Annotated in this window: 14 protein-coding genes; 8 read left to right on the forward strand and 6 right to left on the reverse strand. The window is 65.6% G+C overall.

The genetic code is table 11. From position 1 onward, the window contains the following. Nucleotides 1–100: 100 nt before the first annotated feature. Genes JOE69_RS07090 through JOE69_RS07105 form a run of 4 tightly spaced genes read right to left on the reverse strand, consistent with a single transcriptional unit; the run spans nt 101 to nt 4,824 of the window. Nucleotides 101–1,768, reverse strand: coding sequence for a thiamine pyrophosphate-binding protein (locus tag JOE69_RS07090; RefSeq protein ID WP_309797298.1), 1,668 nt, complete (start codon nt 1,766–1,768; stop codon nt 101–103). After that, nucleotides 1,765–2,778, reverse strand: a complete 1,014-nt coding sequence (gene speB / locus JOE69_RS07095) for an agmatinase (RefSeq protein ID WP_309797300.1) — start codon at nt 2,776–2,778, stop codon at nt 1,765–1,767. The genes JOE69_RS07090 and speB overlap by 4 nt, the downstream gene beginning before the upstream one ends. Nucleotides 2,779–2,827: 49 nt before the next feature. After that, nucleotides 2,828–4,117: a HAMP domain-containing sensor histidine kinase gene (locus JOE69_RS07100; protein WP_309797302.1), complete on the reverse strand. Its 1,290-nt coding sequence runs from the start codon at nt 4,115–4,117 to the stop codon at nt 2,828–2,830. Continuing rightward, nucleotides 4,114–4,824, reverse strand: a complete 711-nt coding sequence (locus tag JOE69_RS07105; protein ID WP_309797304.1) for a response regulator transcription factor — start codon at nt 4,822–4,824, stop codon at nt 4,114–4,116. The genes JOE69_RS07100 and JOE69_RS07105 overlap by 4 nt, the downstream gene beginning before the upstream one ends. Before the next feature lie 121 nt (nt 4,825–4,945). Between JOE69_RS07105 and JOE69_RS07110 the strand changes: the two genes are divergently transcribed. Further along, complete coding sequence (locus JOE69_RS07110; RefSeq protein ID WP_309797305.1) at nt 4,946–5,506, forward strand: hypothetical protein; 561 nt, start codon at nt 4,946–4,948, stop codon at nt 5,504–5,506. 152 nt (nt 5,507–5,658) lie between these two features. Next, a complete protein-coding gene (locus JOE69_RS07115) occupies nt 5,659–6,312 on the forward strand; it encodes a PepSY domain-containing protein (protein WP_309797307.1) in 654 nt (217 codons plus the stop codon). An 84-nt stretch (nt 6,313–6,396) separates the two neighbouring features. On the opposite strand, the gene JOE69_RS07120 is transcribed toward JOE69_RS07115, so the two are convergent. Then, on the reverse strand, nt 6,397–8,859 hold the full coding sequence (locus JOE69_RS07120) for an alkaline phosphatase family protein (protein WP_309797309.1): 2,463 nt from the start codon (nt 8,857–8,859) through the stop codon (nt 6,397–6,399). Nucleotides 8,860–9,010: 151 nt separating this feature from the next. Continuing rightward, complete coding sequence (locus JOE69_RS07125) at nt 9,011–10,705, reverse strand: purine-cytosine permease family protein (protein WP_374709683.1); 1,695 nt, start codon at nt 10,703–10,705, stop codon at nt 9,011–9,013. Between the two features lie 181 nt (nt 10,706–10,886). Here JOE69_RS07125 and JOE69_RS07130 point away from each other — a divergent pair, with 181 nt between their 5' ends. The 6 genes from JOE69_RS07130 to JOE69_RS07155 are packed head-to-tail and all read left to right on the forward strand — an operon-like array spanning nt 10,887 to nt 15,447. After that, nucleotides 10,887–11,189, forward strand: a complete 303-nt coding sequence (locus JOE69_RS07130) for an urease subunit gamma (RefSeq protein WP_296364364.1) — start codon at nt 10,887–10,889, stop codon at nt 11,187–11,189. Continuing rightward, nucleotides 11,186–11,530, forward strand: coding sequence for an urease subunit beta (locus tag JOE69_RS07135; RefSeq protein ID WP_309797316.1), 345 nt, complete (start codon nt 11,186–11,188; stop codon nt 11,528–11,530). The genes JOE69_RS07130 and JOE69_RS07135 overlap by 4 nt, the downstream gene beginning before the upstream one ends. Before the next feature lie 3 nt (nt 11,531–11,533). Next, a complete protein-coding gene (locus JOE69_RS07140; RefSeq protein ID WP_309797319.1) occupies nt 11,534–13,255 on the forward strand; it encodes an urease subunit alpha in 1,722 nt (573 codons plus the stop codon). Between the two features lie 12 nt (nt 13,256–13,267). Next, nucleotides 13,268–13,951 (forward strand): urease accessory protein UreF, encoded by a 684-nt coding sequence (locus JOE69_RS07145; protein WP_296364362.1) that lies wholly within the window; start codon nt 13,268–13,270, stop codon nt 13,949–13,951. Continuing rightward, complete coding sequence (ureG, locus tag JOE69_RS07150) at nt 13,944–14,681, forward strand: urease accessory protein UreG (protein WP_309797322.1); 738 nt, start codon at nt 13,944–13,946, stop codon at nt 14,679–14,681. Before JOE69_RS07145 ends, ureG begins: the two co-directional genes overlap by 8 nt. Next, complete coding sequence (locus tag JOE69_RS07155; protein WP_309797324.1) at nt 14,650–15,447, forward strand: urease accessory protein UreD; 798 nt, start codon at nt 14,650–14,652, stop codon at nt 15,445–15,447. Before ureG ends, JOE69_RS07155 begins: the two co-directional genes overlap by 32 nt. The last annotated feature ends 114 nt before the right edge of the window (nt 15,448–15,561 follow it).

Below are 15,561 nucleotides of genomic sequence, written 5' to 3' on the forward strand. Positions count from 1 at the left end.
CTCTCAACGATTCGACGTTATCTGAAGGAATCATATCCATAAAGATCAAAATCAATCATTGAGCTTTCGTCCGGAACTCATTCCGGCCGGCTTGGCAGGCCTACAGGTGCGTCGGGGCGAACATCTTCAGCAGCGTCTCCACCACCACGACGTTCGGACCGTCCGCCGCGAAGCCCGCCTCGAGCGCGGTCTTGACGCCCTCCGGGGCGACCCGTTGCGCCGGCACGCCGAAGGCTTCGGCGAGCGCCACGAAGTCCGGCCGGGCCAGCTCGGTGTGCGTCGCCTTGCCGAAGGCACCCTCCATGTACTCGCGCAGGATGCCGTAGCCGCCGTCGTCGACGATCAACCAGGTGACCGGCACGTTGTGCTGCTTCGCGGTGGCCAACTCGGCGATCGAATACATCGAGGAACCGTCGCCGGAAACCGCCAGGACGCGTTGCTTCAAGCCCACCGCTCCGCCGATCGCGGCCGGAAAACCGTACCCCAGGCCGCCGGCACCCTGCGCGGAATGGAACTGCCCGCTACGGGCGTCCCAACAGCTCCAGCCCCAGTAGGCCGCGATCGTCATGTCCCAGAACGTCTGCATCCGGTCCGGGACCGCCGCCCGGATGTCGGCCATGAACTGCCGCTCCTTGGCCAAGTCCTGCCCGTCCAACCGTGCGGCGACCTTGGCCAAGACCGCAGCCACCAGGTCTTCCGGCGACTGCCCGCGCCAGTCGGCCCGATGCCCGGCGAGCACCTCCGCGGTCAGCGCGGCATCGATCGCTTGGAGTGCCTGACCGGCGTCGGCGCGGATGCCCAAAGCCGGCCGGTTCGATTCGAGCACCCGCGGTTCGGCGTCGATCTGGATGATCCGGCCGCGCGGGTCCAGGGTGAAGTAGTTGCTGGTCACCTCGCCCAAGGATGAACCCACCACTAACAGCACATCGGCGTCCTCGAGAACTTCGGTGACATACCGGTCTTCGACCCAGGACTGCAGGGACAGCGGGTGCGTCCAGGGGAACGCGCCATTCCCGCCGGGCGAAGCCACCACGGGGGCGCCGAGCTTCTCCGCGATCGAGAGCAGCCAGGATTCGGCATGGCCGCGACGGGTCCCACCGCCGGCCACGATCACCGGGCGCTCCGAGGCGGTGAGCCACTTGACTGCCTCACGCACCAGCTCCACCCGCGGCGGATTGTCGAAGGGTTCGGCCAAGGCGTCCTCCACCTGGGGCACCACCACCGGATCGAGCAGCACGTTTTGCGGGATTTCGATCCACACCGGCCCCTGCGGCGAAGACACCGCCTCGGTCCAGGCATCTTGGATCGCGCTGGGGATGCCGGAAGCATGCTGGATCAGCCGCTGGCTTTTGGTCACATTGGCGGCCGAGGCCTTCTGGTCATCGAGCTGGTGCAACATGCCCTTGCGCCGGGCGCCCAGTCCGTCCAGGGGGATCTGCGAGGCGACCACCACCATCGGCACCCCGGTGGCATAGGCCTCCTGCAGGCCGGCCAGCGAGGTCAACGCGCCGGGGCCGGTGGAAAGGAAGAGCACCCCGACCTCGTTGGTCGCGCGGGCATAACCGTCCGCCGCGAAGGCGGAGTTGTTCTCCACCCGGGAGGAGACGAACTCGAGTTCGGACCGGCTCAACGCGTCGAAGAGTCCCAGCGCATGCTGGCCCGGAATGCCGAATACCGTTTTGGCACCCAGCGCATGCAGCGTCTCCACGACCAGATCACCGCCGTTGCGCACGTCGCGCGTTACGTTTTCCGCCCGTGCATCGCTCATCGCTTGCCCTCCATCCGTGCGTTGTCCCGGCTCACGCCGTCGGCGAGCAGGCTCACCAGGTCATAGGCCACATGCGAGGCCGCGACACCGGTTATTTCGGCGTGATCGTAGGCCGGGGCGACTTCGACGACGTCGGCGCCGATCAGGTTCATCCCGCGCAGGCCGCGCAGGATTTCGAGCAACTCGCGGCTCGTGATGCCGCCCGCTTCCGGGGTCCCGGTGCCGGGCGCGTGCGCCGGGTCCAGCACATCGATGTCGATCGAGACGTACAAGGGGCGGTCGCCGATCCGGTCCCGCAGTTTGTGCACCACCTCGTCCACGCCCTGCCGGAAGACGTCGGAGGAAGTGACGATGCCGAAGCCGAAGCGCTGGTCCTCTTCGAGGTCCTTTTTGCCGTACAACGGGCCCCTGGTACCCACGTGGCTGATCGCCTCGGTATCCAGAATGCCCTCTTCCACCGCGCGGCGGAACGGCGTCCCGTGGGTGTATTCGGCACCGAAATAGGTGTCCCAGGTGTCCAGATGCGCATCGAAGTGCAACAGGGCGACTGGAGCGCCGGCCCGCTCGGAAGCGGCACGCAACAGGGGCAGCGCAATCGTGTGGTCACCGCCGAGGGTGAGCAGCTTGGCGCTGCGGCCGTCGGCGTCCGGCGCGGTCAGATCCAGCGCGTTCTGCTGGATCTCTTCGATCGCCTCATTGATGTTGAACGGATTGACTGCCATGTCGCCGGCATCGGCGACTTGGGCCAGCTCGAACGGCGAGAGGTCCTGCGCCGGGTTGTACGGCCGGAGCAAGCGCGATGATTCGCGAACATGGTTGGCGCCGAACCGGGCGCCCGGCCGGTAGGACACCCCGGTGTCGAACGGGACTCCGACCACCGCGACGTCGGCCCGGGCCACTTGGTCCAGCCTGGGCAGCCGGGCGAAAGTGGCTGCCCCGGCGTAGCGCGGAATACGGGAGGAATCGATCGGTCCGAGGTTTCCATTGGCCTCGATGCGCAACTCTTTCATGTGACCCATGCTACAGCCTCTTGTTGTCCATAAGGAATCAAAAGTTGACTCAAAGGCCACTGGAAGACCGGCCGAAAATGATCCGCAGCTCGGCCCCGCCGGACGGCGAATCGGCAAGCTCCAACCGGCCGCCGGTTCGCTCCGCAGTCCGGGCGATGATGTCCAGGCCCAGCCCGGTGCTGCCGGAACCGCTCACGCCGCGACGGAGCACTTCGCGCCCCCCGGCACCCGGCAGCCCCGGGCCGTCGTCCCGGATCAACAACAGGTCTTCGGCAGCGCCGGCGACCATGGAAATCTCCAGGCTCGAGCCACTGGGCGTGTGCATGAAGAAGTTCTGGAACGCGGCGTCGATGCAGGCGGCGAATTCTTCCGGGCCGACCGGCACCGAAATCGCCGGCAGCTCGCCCGCGGACACGGTCCGCCCGGTGTCCGCGGCCAACGGCGACCAGAATCGCAGGCGTTCGGCGATGATCTCCGCTGCGGACGATTCAGTCCCGGCTTCCGATCCGCTGCCGCTGAGCCGGGCCTGCGCGATGCTGTGGCTCACCGCGTCTTCCAGGGCCAGGGCCCGTTCGGTCAGCCGCTCGGCCAGTTCGGCATCCTTGACCGAGTCGATCTCCAATTGGAGCGAGGTCAACGGGGTGCGCAAGCGGTGCGAAAGATCCGCGCTCCGCTCCCGCTCTTCCTGAAGCAGCACCCGGATCCGGCGGGTCAAATCGTTGTGCGCCTGACCCAGGGAGCGGATCTCTTCGGGCCCGGAGACTTCCACCCGGGCATCCAGATCGCCGGCGGCGACCCGTTGCGACACCCGGACCAAGTCCTCGATCGGCCGTAGCAGGGTCCCGGCCAATTTCGCGGCAAGCAGCAGCCCGCCCAGGAAGAGCACCAGCGCCAAGACCGCGAGCCAGAGCCAGGACTGGACCACACCCGCCCGGAGCACCTGGTCCGGGACGAAGCTGCGGATCACACTGATCCCGTTGCTGCGGTCGGTGACCGCGTAAAGCACTTCCGCGCCACCCTTGGTTTCGGCGGTCAGGCTGCGCCCGGTTTTGGCCAGTTCCACGGCTTTGCTGGCTTCCGCCGGGTTTCCCAGCCGGCTGCCGTCGCTCAGGTAGACGGTGACTTGTTGGCCGCCGGAGTTGATCCCCTTGACTGCCAAGTCCAAAGCAGCCGCATCGACCGTGACCATCAGTTCGCCGAGATATTGGATCTGCGCGTTCGCCTCGGCGAGCGCCCGGCTGGCTGCGCCGTTCCAGATCGAGATGGCCAAGGGCACCGAAAAGGCGAGCAGCACAATCGACATGGCAGCTGCGGTCAGCGTGAGAATCCGGCCCTTCACGGTGCCCCGCCGGTGCGCGGCGAGGCGTTCTCCGGGTCCACCAGTTTCACACCCGCTCCGCGGACCGTGTGCAAATACCGCGCGTTGTGCGCGTCCTCGCCCAGCTTTCGGCGCAACCAGGACAGGTGCACGTCAACCGTCTTTTCGCCCCCGGCATAGCCCAGCTGCCAGACTTCAGCGATCAACTCGCGCTTGGAAACCACGACTCCGGCACGGGCGGCCAGATAGGCGAGCAGGTCGAATTCCTTCGGCGTGAGCTGCAGTTCGGCGTCGCGCAACCGGACGGCGCGGCCTTTCAGATCGATCTGGAGTTCGCCGACCCGGATGTTGGCCAGGTCCTCCTCGCCTTGCCGCCGGCGCAAAACTGCTTTGATCCGGGCATCCAGCTGATTGAGCCGGTAGGGCTTGGTCACATAATCATCGGCGCCGTGCTCCAAAGCGGCAACCAGGCTGCTGTCGTCGTCGCGCGCGGTGACCACCACCACCGGGACGTCGCTGACGGCGCGCAGCATTTTGAGCAGGTTGATCCCGTCCAGATCAGGCAGACCCAAATCCAGGACCACCAGATCTGCTTGGCCGGTCAGACTCTGGTGCAAGCCCTCGGCCCCGGTGGCCGCTGAACTGCTCGCATAGCCGCGATCGGCCAACCCCCGCAGCAGGGCCGTACGGATCGCATGATCGTCTTCAATCACCAGAACGTGCGGCATCTCGCCAGTCTAGTGAGCGGACACCGCGGAATCACCGGGTATCCGGGTCGCCGGGCAGTCTTAAGCGAACCTTAAGCTTCGCTTAGCCGCGGGGAAACATCGGCGGTGGAATTCTGGGAGGATGGCCCCGTTCCGCTTTCCCCGGTTCCCGAACCGCACGCCCGGCAAACGCGCCTTCCGGAACAGCCTCGCTGCGGCCGCCTGGGTGCTGGTCACGGTCGCTGCGGTCACGGTCGGCGTGCTGGTCTCTGGGGCCTTGAACGCCCAGAACGGACTCCGACCGCTCAATGCTGCCGAGGTGGCCCAGTCGCTGGCCGATCGGAACAACCGAATGGCTTCCGAAGCAGCCCGGCGCAGCGGCCCGGCTCCGGCTCCCAGCACCAGTGCCACGGCTCCGGCTCCCCTTCCGACATCGACCCCGCCGACGGCGACCTCAGTGCTGCGCAGCAGCGGTGGCACGGTTCTGGCGTCCTGTTCGGCCGGGGTGGCCCAAATCGTCTCCAGCACCGCGGCACAGGGATTCAGCATCGATGAGGACGCCAAACCGGGTTCGCCGAAGCTCTCCTTCGAATCCGAGTCGGTGAAACTCAATGTGGAAGTGCTGTGCACCGGTGATCTGCCGAGGCTGCAGGAAACCGCCCAACCGAAGACCCCGCATCGAGACCAGGGCTCCGATTCCTGAGCCGTTGCGGAAACCCCGGAGCGCTCCTGGATGCCTTCGCTCTGGATTTAACCTCCCGCTAGGCATCGGATTACCCGCCGATAATCGCCGCCCGCGCAGGATGGAAACACCAGATCCACTCAACAGTTTCAGTTCCTAGGAGGCATCGCGAAATGCAGATCCGTCAAAAAGCAACTATCGGCCTGGCCGCAGCCCTCGTCCTCGCCGGAGGCACCACCGCCGGCATTGCCGTGGCCGCGAACGCAACGCAGACCCCGCAAACTCCGTCGACCGGCGAGGCTCTGCAACGAGCCAGCGCCGCCGTCGCGACCGCGGCGCAAAAACCGCCGGCCCAGCCCGCTGCCCCGGCTCCCGGGAGCAGCCCGGTCAGCCAGGACCAGGCCGTGCAAACCGCGCTCGCACAGTCCCCCGGCGCGGTTCTGGAGAGCGCAAAGCTCGACGCGAAGGACAATTACTGGGAGATCGACCTCGGGCCCGGAGCCGGGCAGACGCAGCACCTCGATTACAAGATCGACGCCGCCACCGGGGCGGTCCGCAGCGTGGAGACGGATTCCAGCCACGCTGCTCCTGCTCCTGCTCCTGCTCCTGCTCCTGCTCCTGCTCCTGCTCCTGCTCCTGCTCCTGCTCCTGCTCCTGGCGCAGCTTCGCACGACGGCCACTCGCCGAACCAAGAAGCGCACGAAGGGCACACTCCGGCCCAGGAACAAGCCCACCAGCTGAAAGAACAGAACGAACAAGCCAAAGACCAGGCGGAAAAAGCCCGGGAGAAGAGCTCCGGAAAACACGCGGACGGCAAGGACGACTGAACCGAACCGGCCGTTCCGAATCCTGGAGGTCCGCATAACGAAATCCCGTGCGCCGGTGGTATTCCACCGGCGCACGGGATTTCGTTATGCGGAATCGTTCCGGTTGCGCAGCGCCAACAGGGCTGCCGCACCGACGGCGATCGCCCCTGCACCGGCTCCCAGGAGAGTTCCGGCGGACTCCGGGAATCCGGTGTTGGCGAGCGGTTCGGTATTGCCCGTGCCGATTCCGCCAACACCCGACTGGCCCCCGGATCCCGGAACGCCGCTTCCGCCGTCCCCCGCACCGGGCTGCGGCGTGGCGACCGGAGGCGTCACCGGCGGGGTCACCGGGGGCGTGACCGGCGTCGTCGGCTCGACCGGCGGTACGGCATAACGGCCCGCCGGGGTGAAGGGGCTGGTGATGCTCGCGGCCCCGGTTTCGATGTGCCCGGTGAGCCAATAATCGTCGCTCCCAGCGGATACCCGGATGTCGTACCAGCCGTGCATCGGCCGGGTGTCGACAACCCGGCTGATGCTGGTTCCGGCAGGCACGGTGACGGATTCCGCCGGGGCAGCTGCAGCTGTCGCGTCGGAATCCGTGGTTGCCGTGGAAGCTGCGGCCTGGGGCCCAGTTCCAGTTTCAGTTCCAGCTCCAGTTCCGCCGAGGAGCGTCCCGTTGCTCGCGTCGCGCAGCACCAGCTCGATCGGCGCGGAGCCGAGATTGCGCACTGTGAGGCTGAGCGTGCGGCTGCCCGGATCGATCGTCGAGGCCACGGAAAGGTCCTTGCGGGAACTGGTGAAATCGCGCCGGAACCGATTGGGCCCGAGCACCACCAGCCGGGCCGAATCCCCGGCGACCGACAGATCCTGCGCGGCAGAGACGTCGATGTGCTTCGGCGCTGTCGCTCCCGGGGTGAAATCGTAAACGCTCAGGTGCGCGGCCCGGCTGCCGGTGTTCGCCAGGCTGAGCACCCCGCCGGTCGCCGTCCAGGAGAAATTGGCATTCGGCTGATACGGGACGGCCCGGGCCGGGCGCACACCCGGTTCTTGATCCGGGATCCGTTGCGATGCCGGAGCCTGCGCGCCCCAGCGTCCGGTGAACTTCGGCACCGGTCCTGGCTGGCTGAGCGCCGGCAGCGCCGGAACCGGGGCGCTCTCGAAGTTGAAGGCACTGGTCAGATCGCCGACGGCCGTGCGCCGCCAGGCGGAAATCTCGGCCGATTTCACTCCGGTCCATTGCTCCAGGAACCGGATCACCGAACTGTGGTCGAAGATTTCCGAGCTCACCCAACCGCCAACCGTCCAGGGCGAAATCAAGGTCATCGGCACGCGGAACCCCAGCCCCAGAGCCGCACCCTGGTAGTACTCGTCAGTTTCCCCCGCCGGCGGCATCGGTCGCGGCACATGGTCGAAATAGCCGTCGAATTCATCGAAGTTGATCATGAAGACGGTCTTCTGCCAGACCTCCGGATGGTCGCCGAGCACTTCCAGGATCCGGTAGGTCAGATTCGAACTCTGGATCGGCGATGAGGTCGAGGGGTGCTCGCAATCGGCCGCGCTGGCCACCAGATAAGTCACCTTCGGCAACGTTCCACCAGCGACCGCGCTGCGGAACTGCTCCGCCAACGAGCCCTCCGGGCCGCGGCGCAAGGCTCGGTCGAAGTCCGCCCGGTCGACGGCGCTGAGCCTGCCGACCGAGGTTTCCAACTCGGCCAACAGCGCCTCGCGCGGGCTGCCGGAAAGCGCCAGGACCCTGTCGTAGAACTCCCCCATGTTCCGGTAACCGCCGGAGACCCGGGAGAGCACCTGCTTTTCCACCTTTTTGAAGTGCACGAAGTACTCGATGTTGTTGTCGGTGAAGTTGTCCCATTCCTGCATCACGGTCCAGCTGACGCCAGCGTCGGTGAGCCGCTCGGCGTAGGTCGGCCATTCGTAACCGGGATGCGTGGGCGAGTAGGCGTCGTTCTTCACCGCGCGTTTGCTGGTACCGGGCTCGAAGCCGGTATATCCGGAGACCAAGTAGTTCCGATTGGTGCTGGTCCCCGCCGGGACCGAGCAGAAGTAGCCGTCGCAGACGGTGAATTTCTCCGCGAGTTCGTATTGGAAGGGGATGTCCTGCCGACTGTAGGCGGCCATGGTGCTTTTGCCTTTGGCTTTGATCCATTCGTCGTGCCAGCCGTTGCCCGACGCTTGCACGCCGTCGCCCCAGCTGTGCGCCAAGGACGCCAAGTACTCGATGTTCCGGTTGTCCGAATTGACCGCGTCCCGGGCCAGGAAAGGCAACAACCCGGCTTGGTTGAAGACCGTCCCACCGCCGCGTTTGGGCAATACGGTTTTGTCCGCGAAGCCCTGGACGCCGCGCAGCGAACCGAAGTAGTGGTCGAAGGAGCGGTTTTCCTGGGTCAGGATCACCACGTGCTCCACTCCGGACAGGCCGCCGGGGGCAGGCGGCGCAGCCATCGCCCGGGCGAACGACGGCGGCAGCAGCGAACCTGCCGCCACCGCCCCGCCGAGGCCGAGGAAATAACGCCGGGACAGATCGGAAACCTTTTTGGGTGCTTGAGCCATGCCATGAATTGTATGTACCAGTTTGGCGCACCGCTCGGATACCAGATGGCCGGCGGGTGAACGGCGCGGAAAGTCTCACCCCGCCCCTCGCGCAACCGCTCCGCCCCCGGCCCTGCCCGGCGACAACCTCACAACAACCCAGTCGCAGAGCTCAGGGTTGCGCCGGAAGCACGTATCGGCCAGACCGATCGGTGGCCAGAGCCAAGGAAGAAATGTACTGCGGTGAACCATCCGGGGCCGGCTCGGCGGAAAGCAGCATATCCGGACGTTCGAATTCGAGACCGCTGACATGACAACGCAGCCGCTCCGCGGAGGGGTTGCCGTCAGCATCCAGCATCGGCAGATCGATTCCATCGTCGCGCCGCCGCAAGTAGTACTTGCCCCGGGTCAACAGCGCCATCAGCGGAGTGGCCACCAGCGCTATGCCCACCGCGAAGATCGGCGAATAGGGCTGAACTCCGGATCCGAAGGCCCCGAAGAACATCGCGATCGAAGCCCCTGCGGAAAGCAGCACCGACAGCACCCCCACCGGATTGACCGCATAAAGCATGCCGCGGCGAAACTCCGGGTGCTTCGGCGAAAGCCCCAACAGGTGCTTGTTCACCACGATGTCCGTGGCCACCGTGACGATCCAGGCCATCGCGCAGTTGGCATAGAACCCGAGGATCAGGTTCAGCACTTCGAACATGTTGAATTCCATCAAGGCGAGCGCAATGGCGAGATTGAACAACACGAAAACCAGCCGGCCCGGATAACGCTTGGTCACCCTGGTGAAGGAGTTCGTCCAAGCCAAGGAGCCGGAATAGGCGTTGGTCACGTTGATCTTGATCTGCGAAATCACCACCAGTACCACCGCCAACAACATCGCCAGCCAGGCCGGCATCATTTCCCGGTACACGCCGAGGAACTGTTGGACCGGCTCGGTCGCAGTGCTCGGGGCGGCACCCAGGGAAGCGATCAGATACACCCCGAGGAACAGCCCGATGATCTGTTTCAGCGCCCCGAACACCACCCAACCGGGCCCGGCGATCACGACGGCGGCCCACCAGGAACGCCGATTCGCATCGGTTCTGGGCGGCATGAAACGCAAATAGTCGATCTGCTCGGCGATTTGCGCGATCAAGGACAGGCAGACGCCGGCGGCAAGCATCGCGGAGGCCAGGCTGAGCTCGGAGCCGGAACCGTCCGCTCCGGCGTAATCGAAGAAGTTCTGCACCGTCTGCGGCTGGCTGATCACCAGGTATGCCAGGGGAACCACCATCAGCACAAGCCAGAACGGAGTGGTCCACGCCTGCATCTTGCTCAGCGCGCGCATGCCGAAAATCACCAGCGGGATCACGACGACCGTGGTGATCAAGTAGCCGAGCCAACGTGGAATGCCCAGGCCCACCTCCAGGCCTTGGGCCATGATGGCACCCTCGGTGGCGAAGAAGATGAAGGTGAAGCTCGCGAAAATGAGATTGGTCAGGATCGAACCGTAGTAGCCGAAGCCGGAGCCCCGGGTGATCAGATCCAGGTCGATGTTGAACCGGGCCGCGTAATAGGCCAAGGGGAAGCCGGTCACGAAAATCACCACGGCGGCAATCACGATGCCCAACAACGCGCTGGGAGTCCCATAGCCGACTCCGATGCTGGCACCGATCGAGAAGTCAGCGAGATACGCGATGCCGCCCAAGGCGCTGGTGGCCACCACTCCGGCGCTCCAACGCCGAAAAGACCGTGGCGCGAACCGCAAAGTGTAGTCCTCCAGCGACTCCCTGGCCGCCGCCTCGGCGTCGCTCTCCCCGGGCGGCACCCGGTTCGGTTCGGCTCCGGCACTCGGTTCTCGCTCGACGTCGACCGTCATCGGCATCCTTTCGTCTCCGGCTTCCCCCGGCCCGGCACCTCCGCGCAGAGCGGGGATTCGTCCATTGTTTCCGGCTCAGGTTTCATTCGAGTCTCAGAAGTACGACGTCCTTGTTTCGGCCCGATTCATCTGCCGGAAACAGTTCATCTGTCTGAAACACTTCGGTGCCACACTGAAGGGCATGCTGTTGACCCCTTCGGACCAGGACAAGTTGCTGCTGCAGGTCGCCGGGATCGTCGCCCGGGACCGGCGGCAACGCGGATTGCTGCTCAACTACCCGGAGTCGGTGGCTCTGCTTTCCTGTTGGATCATCGAACGAGCCCGCGAAGGGGCGCTGGTCGCGGACCTGATGCGCGACGGCCGAACCGTACTGAGCCGGGCCGAGGTGATGGCGGGCGTGCCGGAGATGATCCCGGACTTGCAGATGGAAGCAACTTTCCCGGACGGCCGGAAACTCGTGACCTTGACCGAGCCGATCATATGAGCGAGACCCCAGTCGAGGCGCGGACTGTCCCTGGCAACATGGTTCCCGGGGAGATCCGGGCCGCTGCAGGCCGCATCGAACTCAATGCCGGCCGGGAGAAGCGCATCATGACGGTGCAGAACACCGGTGACCGGCCGGTTCAGATCGGCTCGCACTTCCACTTCGCCCAGGTCAATTCCGCACTCGAATTCGACCGCAGCTCGGCACAGGGTTTCCGTTTGGATGTCCCCGCAGGCACGGCGGTCCGCTTCGAACCCGGAGCATCCCGGCACGTCACGCTGGTTGCCCTGGCCGGGGCCCGTGTGGTTCCCGGTCTGCAGATCGCTCCGGAAGCGGGCTGAGCGATGGCTTCGATCAGTCGGAATGACTACGCACACCTTTTCGGCCCCACCGTGGGCGACCATATCCGGTTGGCGGATACCGATCTGTGGATCTCGCCGGAACAAGACTTCACCATCGGCGGGGATGAATCGGTTTTCGGAGGTGGAAAGAACATCCGCGAATCGATGGCGCAGTCCACCCGGGCTTCCACCGCGCGCAACGGCTCAGCCGGCGCCCCCGATCTGGTGATCACGAACGTCGTCGTCCTGGAGCACTGGGGCATTGTCCGGGCCGACGTCGGCATCAAAGGCGGCCGGATCGTCGGCCTCGGCAAATCCGGCAACCCGGACATCATGGACGGAGTGCATCCTGCGTTGGTGATCGGAGCCGGCACCGAGATCATCTCCGGAGAACGAAAAATTCTGACCGCGGGCGGCATCGATACCCACGTCCACCTGCTCGGCACCGAGGCTTTGCGCGAAGCCCTGGCGTCCGGCATCACCACGGTGGGCGGCGGCGGTACCGGCCCGGCGGAAGGCTCCAAAGCCACCACGGTCACGCCTGGGCCATGGCATCTGGAGACCATGCATCGGGCTTTGGACGCGGTGCCGATGAACTTCCTGATCTATGGCAAGGGCAATACCGTCAGTGCCGAAGCGCTCGCCGAACAAGCACTCTCCGGTGCCGCCGGGCTCAAGGTGCACGAGGATTGGGGTTCCACCCCGGCCGCCTTGGACGCGGCTTTGCGGGCCGCTGAAACCTGGGATCTGCAGGTGGCCCTGCATGCCGATTCGCTCAATGAGGCCGGATTCGTGCAGCACACCTTGGCGGCGATCGCCGGACGCGGCATCCATATTTTCCACTCCGAGGGCGCCGGCGGCGGGCATGCACCGGACATCATCTCGGTGGCCAGTTCGCCGAACGTGCTGCCCGCCTCCACCAATCCGACCTTGCCGTTCACGGTGAACACGGTGGCGGAACACCTGGACATGCTGATGGTCTGCCACCATCTGAACCCCCGGATCCCCGAAGATTTGGCTTTCGCCGAGTCCCGGATCCGGGGCACCACGATGATGGCCGAAGACGTGCTGCACGATCTGGGCGCACTGTCCATCACTTCTTCCGATGCACAGGCAATGGGTCGGATCGGCGAGACCATCACCCGGACCTGGCAGGTGGCGCACGTGATGAAAAACCACCTGGGCGGCAACAGCAGCCAACCGGCGGACAACGAACGGGCCAAACGCTATGTGGCCAAGTACACCATCTGCCCCGCGGTCGCGCACGGCATCGATGCCGAGGTCGGCTCGATCGAGGTCGGGAAAATCGCCGATCTGGTGCTCTGGGATCCGGCGTTCTTCGCGATCCGGCCATCCCTGGTGATCAAGGGCGGGGCAATCGTCGCCGGGCAGATGGGCGATCCGAATGCTTCACTGCCGACGCCGCAACCGGTATGGATGCGCGAGGCCTTGGCCGGCTCGGCGTCGTCGGCGCCGACGTTGAGCACGAACTTCGTCTCGCAAGCCGCTTTGGATGACGGGCTGGCCGATCGATTGGGGCTGCGCCGTCGGCTCACCGCGCTCCGCTCGACCCGGGGAATCGGCAAGCAGGACCTGCCGAACAACTCTGCGATGCCGGAGATCTCAGTGGACTCGGAGACTTTCCTGGTCACCGTGGATGGCACCCTGATCGTGCCCGAACCGGCGACTGAACTGCCGCTGACCCAGCGCTATGCGCTGTTCTGAGCGGAGTCCGGGATGAAGGCTTCTTTGGCCGGGCTGCTGTTGGCCGATGCACGGCTGCCTACCGGGGCCCACGCGCATTCATCCGGTTTGGAGGCTGCGTTGCTCGGCGGGCTGCCGGCCGGCCAGGTGCCGGGATACTTGCAGTCCAGATTACGCACGACGGCGGCACTGGACGCTTCCGCCGCGGTACTGGCGCACCGGATCGCCAACGAGGCCGCCCAAGTCGACAAAGTTTCGAGGTTCGTGGAACTGGAAGCCGCGCTGACGGCCCGGACCCCGGCTCCAGCGATGCGGCAGGCCAGCCGGCAACTCGGTCGCGGGCTGCTGCGGCTTGGCCGCAGCTTGTACCCCGCGACGGAGCCACTGGGCATGCTCGCAACTTGTTTGCCCGCACCGAGCCGGCCCATCGCTTTGGGCGTGTTGGCTGCCGTCCTCGGTTCCGACGCCTCCGGCGCGGCTCTGGCCTGCTGTTACGACGAAGCGCAGTCCGTCGCGGCAGCAGCGCTCAAATTGCTGCCGATGGACCCGGCAGTGGCTACGAAGTGGGTCCTGGACTCCGCGGAACTGATCGACGCCGTGGTCTGCCAGGCCCTCGATACGGATTCGATCCGGGATTTGCCAGCGGCGAGTGCGCCCTGGATGGAGCAGTGGTCGCAAGACCACGGCACAAGAACAAGGAGGCTGTTCATTGCTTGAAGAACCTGGAGTCCGTGCTTTCCGGCTGGGCGTTGCCGGCCCGGTCGGTACCGGAAAAAGTTCGCTGATCGCGACGATCTGCCGAGCGCTGGCCGATGAATTGCGGATCGGCGTGGTCACCAACGACATCTACACCGATGAGGACGCCCGGTTCCTGCGCGCGGAGGGGGTGCTGCCCGCAGAGCGGATCCGCTCGGTGGAAACCGGGGCCTGCCCGCATACCGCGATCCGGGACGATGTCACCGCGAACCTGCTCGCGGTCGAAGACCTGGAGCAAGACTGCGCGCCGTTGGACCTGGTCCTGGTGGAGAGCGGCGGTGACAATCTCACCGCGACCTTCTCCCCCGCCCTGGTGGATGCGCAATTGTTCGTGCTCGACGTGGCCGGCGGCGGCGACGTGGCCCGCAAGGGCGGACCGGGCATCGCACGCGCCGATCTGCTCGTGGTCAACAAAATCGACTTGGCACCGCACGTCGAAGTGGACGTGGCCGGGATGGTCGCCGACGCCTCCGGAGCCCGGGACGGCGCTCCGGTGCTGGCGCTGTCCAAAAACCTGCCGGAAACCGTCGTCGAGCTCAAAGCCTGGGTCCATTGGCTCCTGGCCCGCTACCGTTCCGGAGAGCACGATCCGCTGGACCCCGGGCCGATGGCACCGCACTTCCATGCCGACGAAGGAGGCATGGAAGTGGTTCACAGTCATGCCGACGACGGTACTGTTCATTCGCATTGAGACCGCGCCCGCCGAGCAGATCGGAGTTGGATCCCGACCCACCCGGATCCGAGCGGAATTGCGCAACGGTGTGCCAACCCTGACGCTGCTGGACCGCGGAGAGTTTTTGGCGGCGCGGCCGGTCCACTCCACCGGGGCCGCGCTCCGGGTGGCTTTGATCGGTGTCAGGATGATGCTGTTGGGCGGCGATGCCGTGCGGTTGGAGGTGACGCTCGGCCCGGGGATTTCCTTGGAACTCGTGGAACCGGCTGGGCTGGTCGCCTATGACGCGGACGGCGAAGGGAGTTCCTGGACTTTGTCGGCATGCCTCGGCCCGGGCTCCGCTTTGGTTTACCACGGGGCCCCCTTTGTGGTTTCGGCAGGTGCAAATGTGGACCGGAGAACGGAGATCGAACTGGCTCCGGCTGCCCGGTTGTTGTTGCGGGAAACGCTTGTCGCGGGTCGGGCTGAGGACGCCGGCGGCGGGCTGCGGATGCGGAACCGCGTCTGGGATGCCACTGGCGAGTTCCTCGTGGAGGATCTGCATATCCGGGCGGACCCCTTTGGCCAGGCAATCTCGGAAGCCGCGGTGCTGGGCTCGAGCAAAGTCATCGACAGCGTTCTCGCCGCCGGTTTCCGACCCGGAGTTTCGGCACCTCCGCAGCGCGGCATTTTCATTTTGGAGCGTGAAGGCTGTCTGTTCCGCAGTCTGGCCGACGGCGCCGCCGAGGCCGCCGTCGTGGTCGAGCCGGTTTTCGAGCAGTGGCGAGAACAACTGCTGGGCTGAAGTGGATTTCCGTTGCGAGCGCTACGCCGCGTCCACTGAATTCAAAACCGTCGTCAGTTCCGCATCCCCGGGAAGCTTTTGCTGCTCGGCAAGGGGTAAGGCTTCATAAGTGCA

The sequence above is a fragment of the Arthrobacter russicus genome, assembly GCF_031454135.1.
Taxonomy (GTDB): domain Bacteria; phylum Actinomycetota; class Actinomycetes; order Actinomycetales; family Micrococcaceae; genus Renibacterium; species Renibacterium russicum.

What these genes read in the sequence shown, in the direction of transcription:
- JOE69_RS07155 (WP_309797324.1), top strand. Translation starts at nt 14,650, where the DNA reads ATGCCGACGACGGTACTGTTCATTCGCATTGAGACCGCGCCCGCCGAG.
- JOE69_RS07110 (WP_309797305.1), top strand. Translation starts at nt 4,946, where the DNA reads ATGGCCCCGTTCCGCTTTCCCCGGTTCCCGAACCGCACGCCCGGCAAA.
- JOE69_RS07120 (WP_309797309.1), bottom strand. Translation starts at nt 8,859, where the DNA reads ATGGCTCAAGCACCCAAAAAGGTTTCCGATCTGTCCCGGCGTTATTTC.
- speB (WP_309797300.1), bottom strand. Translation starts at nt 2,778, where the DNA reads ATGAAAGAGTTGCGCATCGAGGCCAATGGAAACCTCGGACCGATCGAT.
- JOE69_RS07135 (WP_309797316.1), top strand. Translation starts at nt 11,186, where the DNA reads ATGAGCGAGACCCCAGTCGAGGCGCGGACTGTCCCTGGCAACATGGTT.
- JOE69_RS07115 (WP_309797307.1), top strand. Translation starts at nt 5,659, where the DNA reads ATGCAGATCCGTCAAAAAGCAACTATCGGCCTGGCCGCAGCCCTCGTC.
- JOE69_RS07130 (WP_296364364.1), top strand. Translation starts at nt 10,887, where the DNA reads ATGCTGTTGACCCCTTCGGACCAGGACAAGTTGCTGCTGCAGGTCGCC.
- JOE69_RS07125 (WP_374709683.1), bottom strand. Translation starts at nt 10,705, where the DNA reads ATGACGGTCGACGTCGAGCGAGAACCGAGTGCCGGAGCCGAACCGAAC.
- JOE69_RS07105 (WP_309797304.1), bottom strand. Translation starts at nt 4,824, where the DNA reads ATGCCGCACGTTCTGGTGATTGAAGACGATCATGCGATCCGTACGGCC.
- JOE69_RS07140 (WP_309797319.1), top strand. Translation starts at nt 11,534, where the DNA reads ATGGCTTCGATCAGTCGGAATGACTACGCACACCTTTTCGGCCCCACC.
- JOE69_RS07145 (WP_296364362.1), top strand. Translation starts at nt 13,268, where the DNA reads ATGAAGGCTTCTTTGGCCGGGCTGCTGTTGGCCGATGCACGGCTGCCT.
- JOE69_RS07090 (WP_309797298.1), bottom strand. Translation starts at nt 1,768, where the DNA reads ATGAGCGATGCACGGGCGGAAAACGTAACGCGCGACGTGCGCAACGGC.